We start from the raw sequence: 13,089 nt of genomic DNA on the forward strand, positions 1-13,089 counted from the left end.
CCACCACGATGAAGTGAGGGACACATGCATCCGTTCACCCGGCGACAGCTGCTCGCCGCGGGCCTCGGCACCGCGGCACTCGGCGGCCTCACCGCCTGCTCCACGCCCGGCACCGTCTCGGTCAACGCCGGCGCGGCGATCCCGGCGGCCGAGGGGCCGATCCGGCTCCAGTACTGGGCCTGGCTCAAGGACCTGCAGAAGGTCTGCGACGTCTGGAACGCCTCGCACCCCGAGGTCCAGGTCGACGCGGTCTGGATCCCCGGCGGCAACGCCGGCGGCTATCAGAAGCTCTACTCGGCCCTCGCGGCCGGCGGCGGCCCCGACCTCGGCCAGGTCGAGATGCGCTCGCTCCCCGAGTTCCTGCTCGTCAACGGCCTCGTCGACCTCAACCGCTACGGCGCCGAGGACTACGCCGACCGCTACGACCCCACGCTCTGGGGCCAGGTCAGCTACACCGGCGGCGTCTACGGGATCCCGCAGGACAGCGGCCCGATGGCGCTGTTCTACCAGCCGGAGATCTTCGACAGCGTCGGCGCCGAGACGCCCACCACCTGGGACGACTGGGCCGCGATCGCGACCGAGCTGCGCGGCGTCGACTCCTACATCGACTGCTTCCCGCTCGCCGACGCCTCGGTGTTCGCCGCCTTCGCGACGCAGGCCGGCGCGCAGTGGCTGAAGGCGGAGGAGGACGGCTGGGTCATCGACATGACCGACGAGGCCACCACGAAGGTCGCCGCCTTCTTCGACTCCGCGATCGACCAGGACCTGGTCGAGGTCGGCTACGGCGCCTACTCCCCCGCCTGGTTCGCGGCCGCCGCGAACGGCGGGATCGCCTCCTGCACGACGGCGAGCTGGGGCGACGCCCTGATCGAGGGCGTCAGCGGCGGGGCCGGCAAGTGGCGCGCGGCGCCGATGCCGGTCTGGGAGGGCACGGGCTACGGCTCGAGCTTCCTCGGCGGCTCGACGGCCGCGGTCTTCGCGAACAGCAAGCACCCGAAGGAGGCGCTCGAGTTCGCCGTCTGGATGACCACCACGCAGGAGGGCATCGACGCGATGATCGCCAACAGCGGCATCGGCTGGTCCCCGGCGGTCGGCGAGATCGGCTCGGTCCGGAAGGGCCCGAGCGACTTCTTCAGCGGTCAGAACTACAACGAGGACGTCTTCGTCCCCGCCGCGACGGAGCAGAACCCGGACTGGTCCTGGTGGCCGGTCACCCAGCAGTCGTTCAACATCCTCAGCGACGGCTTCCGCAAGAAGGCGTCCGGGCTCTCGCTCGTCGACGCCGTCGCGCAGGCGGAGCAGCAGATCATCACGGTCTTCCAGAACAAGGGCCTCAGCATCAGGAAGGCCTCCGCATGACCACCACGACCTCCCCCGCCGCCGCCGCGGTCGCCGCCACCTCGAGGGCGCCCGGCGCCTCGAAGCGGAGCCGCTCCGTCACCCGCGCCCCGTGGATCCTGCTCGCGCCCTTCCTGGCGCTCTTCGTCCTCACCTTCATCATCCCGATCGTCGTCGCCATCGGCTCGAGCTTCACGAAGGTGACCCGCTCGGGCCTCTTCGGCGAGGCGGGCGTGACCAGCGGCTTCGCCGGCTTCGACAACTACGCGCAGGCCCTCGCCGACGGCAACTTCATCGCCTCGATCGGCCGCATGTTCCTCTTCGGCATCGTGCAGGTGCCGATCATGATCGCGCTCTGCACGGTGCTCGCCCTGATGCTCGAGTCCGCCTCCGCGCGCTTCCCGGGCTTCTTCCGCGCCGCCTACTTCCTGCCCTACGGCGTCCCGGGCGTCATCGCGACGATCCTGTGGTCCTTCCTCTACGTGCCCGGGCTCAGCCCGATCATCGACGCGGCGAACGTGGTCGGCCTCGACCCCGACTTCCTCGGCGCGAACTCGGTGCTCTGGTCGATCGCGAACATCTCGCTCTGGAGCTACACCGGCTACAACATGCTGATCATCGTCGCTCAGCTGAAGTCGATCCCGGTCGAGCTCTACGAGGCCGCGAAGGTCGACGGCGCCTCCACCTGGCGGGTCGCGCGGAGCGTCCAGCTCCCGCTGATCCGCCCGGCCCTGGTGCTCACGACGATCTTCTCGATCATCGGCACGCTCCAGCTGTTCGCCGAGGCGCAGGTGCTGAAGACGGTCGCGCCCGCGATCGACAGCCAGTACACGCCGAACCTCAGCGCGTACACCACCGCCTTCGCCTACAACGACTACAACGTCGCCGCCGCGCAGGCCGTGCTGATCGCGCTCGTCGCGTTCGCCCTCTCCTTCACGTTCCTCTCGATCTCGAACAGGAAGTCCTCATGAGCACGACGGAGCGCGCCACCGCCGATGCGCCCACGACCACCGGCATCGTCACCGCGGAACGGCCCGCGAAGGCCGGCCGCGGCCCCGACCGCTCGGCCGGGCGCAACCGCGCCTCGACGATCATCGTCACCGCGATCCTCGTCGTCGTCGCGATCTACTTCCTGATCCCGGTCTACTGGGTCGTCGTCGCCGCCACGAAGACCACCGGCGACCTCTTCGCCACCTACGGCTTCTGGTTCGCGCCGACCTTCGCGCTCTGGGACAACCTGGGCCAGGTGCTGACCTACGACGGCGGCATCTTCGTCCGCTGGTTCCTCAACTCCGTGCTCTACGCCGGCGTCGGCGCGCTGCTCGCGACCTACCTCGCGGCCGCGGGCGGCTATGCGCTGGCGAAGTACGAGTTCAAGGGCAGCAAGCTCGTCTTCGGCACGATCCTCGCGGGCGTCCTCGTCCCGGGGACCGCCACCGCGCTCCCGCTGTTCCTGCTCTTCAGCCAGATGGGCATCGCGAACACCTACTGGAGCGTGCTGATCCCCTCGCTGGTCTCGCCGTTCGGCCTGTTCCTCTGCCGGATCTACGCGCAGGCGACGGTCGACACCGCGATCATCGAGGCAGCCAGGATCGACGGTGCGAGCGAGCTGCGGATCTTCCACACCCTCGGGCTGCGGATCCTCACCCCGGCGCTGGTCACCGTGTTCCTCTTCCAGCTGGTCGGGATCTGGAACAACTACTTCCTGCCGCTCGTGATGCTCTCGGACACCGAGCTCTTCCCGATCACCCTCGGCCTGAACAACTGGCTCAGCCAGGTGGACCGGCTGCCCGAGTTCTACGAGCTCACGACCGGCGGCGTCCTGCTGTCGATCATCCCGCTCGCCATCGCCATGATCGTGCTGCAGCGCTTCTGGCGCGGCGGCCTGACCGAAGGATCCGTCAAGTGACCCTCGCCCCGACGTCCTCCCACTACCTCACCGACACCGGCCCCGGCTCCGGCCGGCGCCGCGCCGCCCGCTCGTGGCTGCACACCGACGCACCGACGCTCTCGCTCGACGGGGACTGGCGCTTCCGCCTGCTCCCCGCTGCACCGGGCACGCTCGGCGGCGCCGATGCGCTGCCCGAGGGCGAGGGGGTGGACGACGTCGGGGCGGAGTCCTTCGACGACTCCGGCTGGGACGTGCTGCCCGTCCCGTCGCACTGGGTCCTCCAGGGCGACGGGCGCTACGGCCTCCCCGCCTACACCAACGTGCAGTTCCCGTTCCCGACCGAGCCGCCGTTCGTCCCGGACGCGAACCCGACCGGCGACCACCGCCGCAGCTTCGAGCTGCCGGAGTCCTTTGCCGGCGCCGAGGCGGTGGTGCTCCGCTTCGACGGGGTCGAGTCGCGCTACCGCGTCTGGGTCAACGGTGTCGAGATCGGCATCGGCTCGGGCAGCCGCCTAGCGCAGGAGTTCGACGTCACCGAGGCGGTGCGGCCGGGTGAAAACCTCGTCGTCGTCCGCGTGCACCAGTGGTCCGCCGCGAGCTACGTCGAGGACCAGGACCAGTGGTGGCTGCCGGGGATCTTCCGCTCCGTGCACCTGGTCGCCCGCCCGGTCGGCGGCGTCGAGGACGTCTTCGTGCGCGCCTCCTTCGCCGCCGGCGCGGGCCGGATCGAGACCGAGCTGACGGCGGGCGACGCGGCCTTCCCGGTCACCCTCCGCGTCCCCGAGCTCGGCATCGAGACGGTCTGGGCGAGTGCCGCGGACGTCGCTCCGATCGAGGTGCCGGCCGTCGAGCCGTGGTCGGCGGAGGCGCCCCGCCTCTACGACGCCGAGGTCGCCTCCTCGGGCGAGACGGTCTCGCTCCGCCTCGGCTTCCGCACCGTCGAGATCCGCGGCGACCGCTTCCTGGTCAACGGCGAGCGCGTCGTCTTCCACGGCGTCAACCGCCACGAGACGCACCCCGACCGCGGCCGCGCCTTCGACGAGGACTTCGCCCGCGCGGACCTCGCGATGATGAAGCGGTTCAACGTCAACGCGATCCGCACCAGCCACTACCCGCCGCACCCGCGCCTGCTCGACCTCGCCGACGAGCTGGGCTTCTGGGTGATCCTCGAGTGCGACCTCGAGACCCACGGCTTCGAGCGCCACGGCTGGAGGGGCAACCCCAGCGACGACCCGGCCTGGCGCGAGGCGTACCTCGACCGGATCGAGCGCACCGTCGAGCGCGACAAGAACCACCCGAGCATCGTGATCTGGTCCCTCGGCAACGAGGCCGGCACCGGCGCGAACCTCGCCGCCATGTCGTCCTGGGTGCACGGCCGCGACCCCGAGCGCCCCGTGCACTACGAGGGCGACTACACCGGCGCCTACACCGACGTCTACTCGCGGATGTACTCGTCGATCCCCGAGACCGAGCAGATCGGCCGCGACGACTCGCGCACGCCGCTGCTCGGCTGCTCGGCCGGTGAGTCGGCGCGCCAGCGCTCGAAGCCGTTCCTGCTCTGCGAGTACGTGCACGCGATGGGCAACGGCCCCGGAGCGATCGACCAGTACGAGGACCTCGTCGACCGCTACCCGCGGCTGCACGGCGGCTTCGTCTGGGAGTGGCGCGACCACGGTCTGCGCGCCCGCACGCCCGAGGGCGTCGAGTACTACGCCTACGGCGGCGACTTCGGCGAGGTCGTGCACGACGGCAACTTCGTGATGGACGGCATGGTCCTCTCCGACGGCACGCCGAGTCCGGGGCTGTTCGAGTGGAAGCAGATCGTGGCGCCGGTGCGCGTCACGGTCGAGGCGGACGCCGTGCTGGTCGAGAACCGCCGGCACGACGCGTCGACCGCCGACCTGCGCTTCGCGTGGCGGGTGGAGCTCGACGGCAGGGTCACCGCGGAGGGCGTGCTCGACGCTCCCGCGATCGCGGCCGGCGACTCCGCTCGGCTCGCGCTGCCCTCCTTCGACGTGCCGACCGGCGGCGAGGCGTGGCTGACCGTCGACGCGGCGCTCGCGTCGAGCACCGTCTGGGCCGAGGACGGGCACGTGATGTCCACCGGTCAGCGCCGCCTCTCCGCGCTCGCACCGATGCCCGCTTGGGCCCGCTCGCCCCGGAGCGGCGCATCCGTCGAGGGCGCTCTGGGGCTCGCGAGCTTCCGGAACGGCCGGCTCACCGCCCTGGCCGGGCTGGCGGTCGACGGACCGCGCGCCGAGCTCTGGCGCGCGCCGACCGACAACGACGAGGGCGACGGCTTCCCCGGGTACACGGAGGGCGACCCGCGCGCCGGCAACGGCAACGGCGTGCCCGCGCCGTCCTCCGCGTCGCGCTGGCGCGAGGCGGGCCTTGACCGGCTGGTGGGCCGGGTCGAGTCGGTCGACACCTCGTCGGGGGTCCGCCGGCGCACCCGCTGGTCCGCCGCCGATCTCGACGCGGCGCTCCTCGTCGAGGAGCACTGGAGCCTCGACGGCGACGGGGTCGCCCTTCGGGTCGACCTGGTGCCGACCCGCGGCTGGGGCTCGGTCTGGCCGCGGCTGGGCATCCGGCTCGACCTCCCGGCGTCGGTCGACGGCGCGGAGTGGTTCGGCACCGGTCCGCGGGAGTCGTACCCCGACAGCATGCGCGCGACCAGGGTCGGCCGCTTCTCGGCCGGCATCGACGAGCTGAAGACGGAGTACGCGCGCCCGCAGGAGAACGGTCACCGCAGCGCCGTGCGGGAGCTGGTCCTCAGCGAGGGCGGGGCCGCTCGCCTGCGCATCGAGGCGGCAGCCGACCTGCACGGCCGGCTCCCCGGCTTCACGCTCGCGCGCCACACCGCGCACGAGCTGACGGCGGCGGGCCACCCGCACGAGCTGCCCGCCTCGACCCGCTCGGTGCTCACGATCGACGCCGCCCAGCACGGCCTCGGCTCCCGCGCCTGCGGCCCGGACGTCTGGCCCGACTTCCAGCTGCGCCCGGAGGCCCGCACGATCCTGCTGCGCTTCACCGCCGCCGCCTGACGCCCCCTGCTGACCGCGCAGCCCGCGCAGCGGGCGCCGCTCATGTTGATCGAGTAGCCCGCGCAGCGGGCGTATCGAGATCCACCACCGTCAGCAGAGGAGTCTGCAGACCATCCGTGCTGACGACGGCGGGTCTCGATACGCCCCTGCGGGGCTACTCGACCAGCATGGAGGACGACTGCGTCGCGCCCTTCCAGAGCACGCTCCCCCGATCGAGCAGCCCGCGCAGCAGGCGACGACACCATGCTGATCGAGTAGCCCGCGCAGCGGGCGTATCGAGATCCACCACCGTCAGAACCCGGGTCTGCAGACCAACCGTGCTGACGACGGCGGGTCTCGATACGCCCCTGCGGGGCTACTCGACCAGCATGGGTAGGCCCCTGCGGGGCTGCTCGACCAGCAGGAAAGGTGCCGGCTCGTCGAGCGGAGCCGACGCCCTCTTCCGGACATGTCCGCAAGCGGCGCTTGCGGCGGGGAGGCCCGACTCCGGACACTGGGGACTGCCTGGTCGGCGCAGACGACCACTCGGGGCGACCCGAACCCTCCCCGAGTGGTCGGGACCTTCTCGGCACCTGGGCCGAGAAGCCCGGACCGGAGCCGCGCCGCTACTGCTCGGCCGATCCCTCCGGGGCCGCCCGGCCCTCCTCCGCCGACCAGGCCGCTCCCAGGGCGAAGAGAGTCGGAGCGCCGTAGTGCTCCATCGCGGCGGAGATGCGGCGCCGGCCCGTGCGCGGGTTGATCCCCAGCCGGTGCGAGGCCGTCTCGAGGGTGAGGCCCGTCCGCATCAGCCGGAGCAGCGACGTCCAGCTCTGCTCGGCCGCATCGATCGGCAGCGCCTGCCGCCACAGCTGCTCGAAGTACGCGCTGACGAGTCCGGCGAGCGCCTCGTGCCGCACGCCCAGCACGCTCGTCGGCCGGGTCTCGCCCCACTCGAACGGCACGGCCAGGTACTCGCCGTCGACCCAGAACCAGCTCGGCATCGTCTCGAGCAGGCGGTACTCCACCCCGGCCTTCTGGTAGGCCTCGATCCGGGCGAGCACCCGCGGGTCGCGGACGCTCCCGGCGGGGATGATGACCCGCACCCGGTCCTTCGCCGCCAGCGCCTGGCCGAAGCGCAGCGCCCGCTCGGTCGGCGGATCGAGGAAGCGCTGCACGTCCGGGAGCACCGCGACCAGGGTCCCGGAGTCGCTGCGGACGAGGTCGAACCAGAGGTCCTCCGAGGCGTGCGGCCCGTGACGCAGCAGCGTGGGGACGAGATCGTCGGCGGCGGCGGCACCGACCGACCACGCGCCGAGCAGCGAGGGCAGGTCGCCGATGAGGCGCTCGATGCCGTCCAGCGCCTCGAGCGTGGCTCGGCGAGCCGCCACGGTGTGCCGGAGGACCGCGTCCGCCGCCCAATCGGCGGGCGGGACGTAGGCGATCTCCTCGCCCTCGCCGCCGAGGAGCCCCAGAGCGCGGAACCGGTCGACGGCGATCCGCACGTCGCCCGGCGCCAGGTGGACCAGCTCCGCCGCCGCCGCGATCGTCCGAGGACGACCGCGGTGCAGCGCCGCGATCAGACTGTCGTCACGCACCGGGCGCAGCGCCTCACTGCTCCGTCGGGTGCGGGAGCGGTCCGCCGATGAGCAGGTCGTCGTTCTCGCGGCGACGGCGCAGGACGACGGTGGTCACCAGGCCGGCGATGAGCAGCGCGACGAGCACGCCCGCGCCGATGGTGAGCCCGACCCCGGCCGAGAGCCCGCCGGTGCTGGAGGCTGCGGGCGGCACGGTGCCGGCCTTGGCGGAGGTGATCGCGATGCCGCAGACCTGCGCGGCGTCGGGAGCCGTCGCGGTGGAGCCCTCCGCCGGGTAGGCGACCGTGACCGCGGCGGTGCGCTTGCTGATCGAGCCGACCGCGACGATGCAGTAGACCTCGGCCGTGGGCTCCGCGACGACGGCCTCGCCGAGGTCGAGGTCGGACCAGCCGAGCGCGTCGACGCGGACGGCGAGATCGCCCGCCGCGAGGTCGGCCTGGACGCCGGCGGTCGTGTAGGCGCCGACGGTGACGCTCTCGACCGGACCGAAGCCCCAGACCGCGCCGCGCGGCATGGCCGCCTCGGCGCTGGAGGACTCGCGCGGCTCGACGAGGATGCCGGGGGCGGAGGAGGCGGTCAGCCCGAAGGTGCTGGTCGCGGACGAGCCGCGGTCGCCGCTGATCGTGACCGTGTACGTGCCGATGGAGAGGAGCGCCGCGGTCGGCACGGTGGCCGAGCCGGTGCTGGTCGACTCGCCGTCCTGGCGGTTCTCGACCGTCAGCGCGGTCTCCGTCCCGGCGGGAGCACGCAGCGTCGCCGTGGCGTTCTCCTCGCGCTGGAACCCGGCGTAGGCGACGCCCACCCCGTAGAAGCGGGCGAGATCGACGGTCAGCGACCCGGGGTCGACGCCGGCGTCGCGCGTGAGGAACACCGAGACGGCGGGAGGGCTGCCGACGGTCTCCGTCCCGGGGACGGGTGCCGCGGCGGGGTCGGCCGCGGAGGTCGAGAGCAGCGTCCGTCCGGGCGCGGAGGCGCGCGGCGCCGTCGTGCCGGCCTCGGTGGTCGCGGTGCCGCGGGAGTTGCCGCCACCGCCGCCGCCACTCGAGCCGCTTCCGCTGCCGCCGCTTCCGCCGGTTCCGCCGGTTCCGCTGCCGCCGTTGCTGCTGCCGCCGTTTCCGCCGTTTCCGCCGTTCCCGTTACCGCCGTTGTTGTTGTTGCCCGGAGCGGGAGCACCCCCTCCTGAGCTCGGCGTGGGGTCGGACGTCGCAGGGGATCCAGTGCCGGACGTGGGCTGCGTTCCCGGCGAGGGGCTCGTCTCGGGCGAGGCAGTCGTCTCAGGCGAGGGGTCCGGTGTGCCGACAGGAGGGTCGACCGGCGGGTCGACGGGCGGGTCGACGGGCGGGTCGACGGGCGGGTCGACCGGCGGATCGACCGGAGGATCGACGGGCGGATCGACCGGAGGGTCGACGGGCGGATCGACCGGAGGGTCGACGGGCGGAGGGGTGTCGTTCGACCCTGAGCCGATTGGCTCCGCCGTCGCTGGATCACTGCTCGTCGGAGAAGGATCGGGCAGCGGCTCGGCCTGGGCCGAGGCGGGCAGCGCGAGCCCGGCGAGGAGCAGGGCGAGCGCGAGCGCGGACGCCGTGGAGCGGCGACGCTGCTGCAGCAGACGCTGTCGAGTCATGGAAGTTCCTCCCCCGCGAGACGCCGAACGCACCCCGAATGCGGGGAGCGAGCCTCCCCGTGAAGAGACTATGCGCGAACCGGCGCCGCTCGACAGCGGTCCAGTCCCCCGTCCGAGGGGCCTTCTACAACATTCGCATCACGGCGGAAGCGCGCCGCTGCGCTGCGGTCAGGCGCGCTCGAGCAGGGCTCGGCGCAGGCGATCCGGCTCGACGCGCCAGTAGGTGTGCACGCGCCCGTCGATCAGGACGACCGGGATCTCCTCGACGAAGCGCTCGTGCAGCTCGGCGTCGTCGAGGATCGAGGCCTCGGCGAGCGAGACGCTCGGAGCGCCGGGCACGTCCGCGAGCTCGGCCAGGACCTGCTGCACGACGGCGCGGGCGTCGTCGCAGAGGTGGCAGCCGGGCTTGCCCACGAGAGTCAGTGCCACATCCACCCGGTCAGTGTAGACGCGTCCCGGCGAGCCGATCGGGCCGGGGAGCGCACGGCGCGAACGCAGAGGGTCCGACGCAGAAGGGCCCGGAGACGCAGACGAGCGCCCGACCCCAGAGGGGCGGACGCTCGAAGGGTGAAGAGGCGAGAGCCTACTTCTTGTTGCGACGCTGGTGACGAGTCTTGCGAAGCAGCTTGCGGTGCTTCTTCTTCGCCATACGCTTGCGACGCTTCTTGATGACAGAACCCACGAAGACCTCACAACGTTCAGGGGGTCGACCGCCCGACGGACGGCCGCTTACGAAAAACTGGCTCCCGCGAGCTTACACGACGCGGCCCCCCACGAGAATCCGCGCCGTCGCGCAACCCCTGGCGGCGACCGATGCGGCCTCACTTGCGGATGCGCAGCGCCTCCGCGACCTTCGTCGCTCCCTCGCTCACGCCGCGCTGGATGTCCTGCACCACCGTGCTGACCTGGTGCGTCCGGTCGGCGAGCGCCCGCCCGAGCGACTCGGCCCGGGCGGCGGCGGCCGCGTCGAGCACGGCGGCGCCCTCGTCGGCCTCGTCCGCCGCGCCGAACGGCAGCAGCCAGTCCTCGACGGCGACGAGCGGCCCGTACTGCAGTGCGTAGATGCGGTGCTGCCCGCTCTCGCGGACGGTGACGAGCCCCGCCTCGCGCAGCACCTTGAGGTGCTTGGACACCGTCGGCTGGCTGAGCTCGAGCTTCGCGACGATGCGCGAGACGCTCATGCCGCCGGCGCCCCCGGCACCCTCGACCCGCTGCTCCAGGAGGAGCGAGAGGATGTCGCGGCGGGTGCCGTCCGCGATCACCGCGAAGATGTCAGCCATCCCCCCAGGGTAGTCAGCGCCCTCCGCCGCGGGCAGGGTGTCGCCCGTGCGTATGCCGCGCGGCGCATGGTGTCCGGGCGCCCCGGGAGCCGCCCGGCGAGCGGGTAGCATGGCCGCGATCGAGTGGAGGGCCCGCCGTGGTGGTTCGGCAGCAGTTCCGCAGCCCCGTGGGCGTCTCGCCGGCCTCGCCGTGGTCGAGCTTCGCCCGGGCCCGCGACCTCGTCGACGACTTCGCCGGCCGGTCGCCGTCGCGCTTCGCGATCATGATCTTCTCGGGCCTGATCCTCGTCTTCACCCTGCTCTTCTCGCTGCCGGTGTCGAGCACGACCGGCACCGTCACCCCGCTGCACGACGCCTTCTTCACCGCGATGTCGGTGATCTGCGTCACCGGCCTCGCCACGGTCGACATGGCCACGCACTGGTCCGCGTTCGGGCACTCGATCGTCTTCATCGGCGTGAACATCGGCGCCCTCGGCGTGCTGACGCTCGCGTCGATCATGGGCCTGGCGATCTCGCGCCGCCTCGGGCTCCGCGCGAAGCTGATGGCCGCGAGCGACTCGAACCCGCTCCGCATCCACTCCGGTCCCGTCGCCGAGGGCCAGGCCGTGCGGCTCGGCGAGATCGGCGGTCTGCTCGCGACGGTCGCCATCAGCGCCGCGGTGATCGAGATCGTGGTCGCCCTCCTCCTCTTCCCGCGGATGCTGATCGACGGCATCCCGATCGGCGAGGCGATCTGGCACTCCTTCTACTACTCCGCGATGGCGTTCACGAACACCGGCTTCGCCCCGAACGCCGCCGGCCTCACGCCGTTCGAGGACGACTACTGGTTCCTCGGGATCCTGATGATCGGCGTCTTCCTCGGCTCGATCGGCTTCCCGGTGATCTACGCCTTCTCGCGCGGCTGGCGGCGCCCGCGCAAGTGGTCGGTGCACGTGAAGCTCACGCTGGTCACCTCGCTGATCCTGCTCGTCGCGGGAGCCGTGCTCTACATCGTGCTCGAGTTCGACAATCCGACGACCTTCGGCACCCTCGACGCGGGCGACACCGTCTTCCAGTCCTTCTTCCTGTCGACGATGACGCGCTCGGGCGGCTTCTCGACCATCTCGATCCCGGACCTCAACGGCTCCAGCCTGCTCGTCACCGACATGCTGATGTTCATCGGCGGCGGCTCGGCCTCGACGGCGGGCGGGATCAAGGTCACGACGCTGGCGATCCTCTTCCTCGCGGCGTTCGCCGAGGCGCGGGGCAACAACGACATGGAGGCGTTCGGCCGCCGGATCCCCAACGACGTGCTGCGCCTCGCGGTCTCCGTCGTGCTCTGGGGAGCCACCACCGTCGCCGTCTCGTCGGTCCTGATCCTGCACATCACCAAGGCGCCGCTCGACCACGTCCTCTTCGACGTGATCTCGGCGTTCGCGACCTCCGGTCTGTCGACGGGGCTCACCGCCGAGCTGCCGACCTCCGGCGTCTACGTGCTGGCGCTGACGATGTTCATGGGCCGCGTTGGTACCGTGACTCTCGCTGCCGCGCTCGCCGCGAGCCAGCGCAGGCAGTTGTTCAGACGACCGGAAGAGAGGCCCATCGTTGGTTGACCGCATCAGGTACGACGCCCCGGTGCTGGTGATCGGCCTCGGTCGCTTCGGCGCCGCGACGGCCGGCCAGCTCGACCGGCTCGACCGCGAGGTGCTCGCGATCGACGCGGACGCCGGGCTCGTGCAGAAGTGGTCGGAGCGGGTCACCCACGCGGTCCAGGCCGACGCCCGCTCGCTCGACGCCCTCGCCCAGATCGGCGCGCAGGACTTCCAGGTCGCCGTCGTCGCCGTCGGCTCCTCGATCGAGGCGTCGGTGCTGATCACCGCGAACCTCGTCGACCTCAAGATCCCGCAGATCTGGGCCAAGGCGATCTCGCGCTCGCACGGCAAGATCCTCGAGCGGATCGGCGCGAACCACGTGATCTACCCGGAGGCCGAGGCGGGCGAGCGCGTGGCGCACCTGGTCTCCGGCCGGATGCTCGACTTCATCGAGTTCGACGACGACTTCGTGCTCGCCAAGATGTACCCGCCGAAGCCGATCCGCGGCCTGACCCTCACCGAGTCGGGCGTGCGCCGGAAGCACCGCGTCACCGTCGTCGGCGTGAAGAGCCCGGGCAAGCCCTTCACCTACGCGACCGAGCAGACCGTCGTCTCCAACCACGACCTCATCGTCGTCAGCGGCACCCCCACCGACATCGAGCGCTTCGCAGCCCTCGGCTCCTGACGCACCCGCCCCCTCCCGCGAGATGCCACTTATGAGCTCCCGTCACGGCGTGTCGGGCTCATAAGTGGCATCTCGCGGAGCA

11 protein-coding genes are annotated in these 13,089 nt (G+C 71.9%); 6 read left to right on the plus strand and 5 right to left on the minus strand.

Features of this window, described 5'->3' with window-relative positions; genetic code table 11:
- Positions 1–24: 24 nt before the first annotated feature.
- The 4 genes from C1I64_RS12535 to C1I64_RS12550 are packed head-to-tail and all read left to right on the plus strand — an operon-like array spanning position 25 to position 6,273.
- Positions 25–1,359 carry an ABC transporter substrate-binding protein gene (locus C1I64_RS12535; protein WP_127887427.1) on the plus strand — a complete coding sequence of 445 codons (1,335 nt, stop codon included), beginning with the start codon at positions 25–27 and terminating at the stop codon, positions 1,357–1,359.
- The gene (locus C1I64_RS12540) at positions 1,356–2,309 is read left to right on the plus strand and encodes a carbohydrate ABC transporter permease (protein WP_127887428.1); all 954 of its coding nucleotides are present in this window, start codon (positions 1,356–1,358) and stop codon (positions 2,307–2,309) included. Before C1I64_RS12535 ends, C1I64_RS12540 begins: the two co-directional genes overlap by 4 nt.
- Complete coding sequence (locus tag C1I64_RS12545) at positions 2,306–3,247, plus strand: carbohydrate ABC transporter permease (RefSeq protein WP_123705362.1); 942 nt, start codon at positions 2,306–2,308, stop codon at positions 3,245–3,247. The genes C1I64_RS12540 and C1I64_RS12545 overlap by 4 nt, the downstream gene beginning before the upstream one ends.
- Positions 3,244–6,273, plus strand: coding sequence for a glycoside hydrolase family 2 TIM barrel-domain containing protein (locus C1I64_RS12550; protein WP_127887429.1), 3,030 nt, complete (start codon positions 3,244–3,246; stop codon positions 6,271–6,273). The genes C1I64_RS12545 and C1I64_RS12550 overlap by 4 nt, the downstream gene beginning before the upstream one ends.
- A gap of 605 nt (positions 6,274–6,878) precedes the next feature.
- Here C1I64_RS12550 and C1I64_RS12555 read toward each other — a convergent pair.
- The 5 genes from C1I64_RS12555 to C1I64_RS12575 form a co-directional block, all read right to left on the minus strand.
- A complete protein-coding gene (locus C1I64_RS12555; RefSeq protein WP_127887430.1) occupies positions 6,879–7,847 on the minus strand; it encodes a hypothetical protein in 969 nt (322 codons plus the stop codon).
- 13 nt (positions 7,848–7,860) lie between these two features.
- Positions 7,861–9,471, minus strand: a complete 1,611-nt coding sequence (locus C1I64_RS12560; protein ID WP_127887431.1) for a hypothetical protein — start codon at positions 9,469–9,471, stop codon at positions 7,861–7,863.
- A 168-nt stretch (positions 9,472–9,639) separates the two neighbouring features.
- Positions 9,640–9,906 carry a glutaredoxin family protein gene (locus C1I64_RS12565; RefSeq protein ID WP_123446618.1) on the minus strand — a complete coding sequence of 89 codons (267 nt, stop codon included), beginning with the start codon at positions 9,904–9,906 and terminating at the stop codon, positions 9,640–9,642.
- A 148-nt stretch (positions 9,907–10,054) separates the two neighbouring features.
- A complete protein-coding gene (locus C1I64_RS12570) occupies positions 10,055–10,153 on the minus strand; it encodes a 30S ribosomal protein bS22 (protein WP_003792170.1) in 99 nt (32 codons plus the stop codon).
- 139 nt (positions 10,154–10,292) lie between these two features.
- Positions 10,293–10,751, minus strand: coding sequence for an ArsR/SmtB family transcription factor (locus C1I64_RS12575; RefSeq protein ID WP_123446619.1), 459 nt, complete (start codon positions 10,749–10,751; stop codon positions 10,293–10,295).
- A 167-nt stretch (positions 10,752–10,918) separates the two neighbouring features.
- Between C1I64_RS12575 and C1I64_RS12580 the strand changes: the two genes are divergently transcribed.
- Entirely contained in the window at positions 10,919–12,343 is a 1,425-nt protein-coding gene (locus tag C1I64_RS12580; RefSeq protein ID WP_372487887.1) for a TrkH family potassium uptake protein, read from the plus strand.
- Positions 12,336–13,007 (plus strand): potassium channel family protein, encoded by a 672-nt coding sequence (locus C1I64_RS12585; protein ID WP_123446620.1) that lies wholly within the window; start codon positions 12,336–12,338, stop codon positions 13,005–13,007. The genes C1I64_RS12580 and C1I64_RS12585 overlap by 8 nt, the downstream gene beginning before the upstream one ends.
- The last annotated feature ends 82 nt before the right edge of the window (positions 13,008–13,089 follow it).

The sequence above is a fragment of the Rathayibacter festucae DSM 15932 genome (genome assembly GCF_004011135.1).
Classification (GTDB): Bacteria; Actinomycetota; Actinomycetes; order Actinomycetales; family Microbacteriaceae; genus Rathayibacter; species Rathayibacter festucae.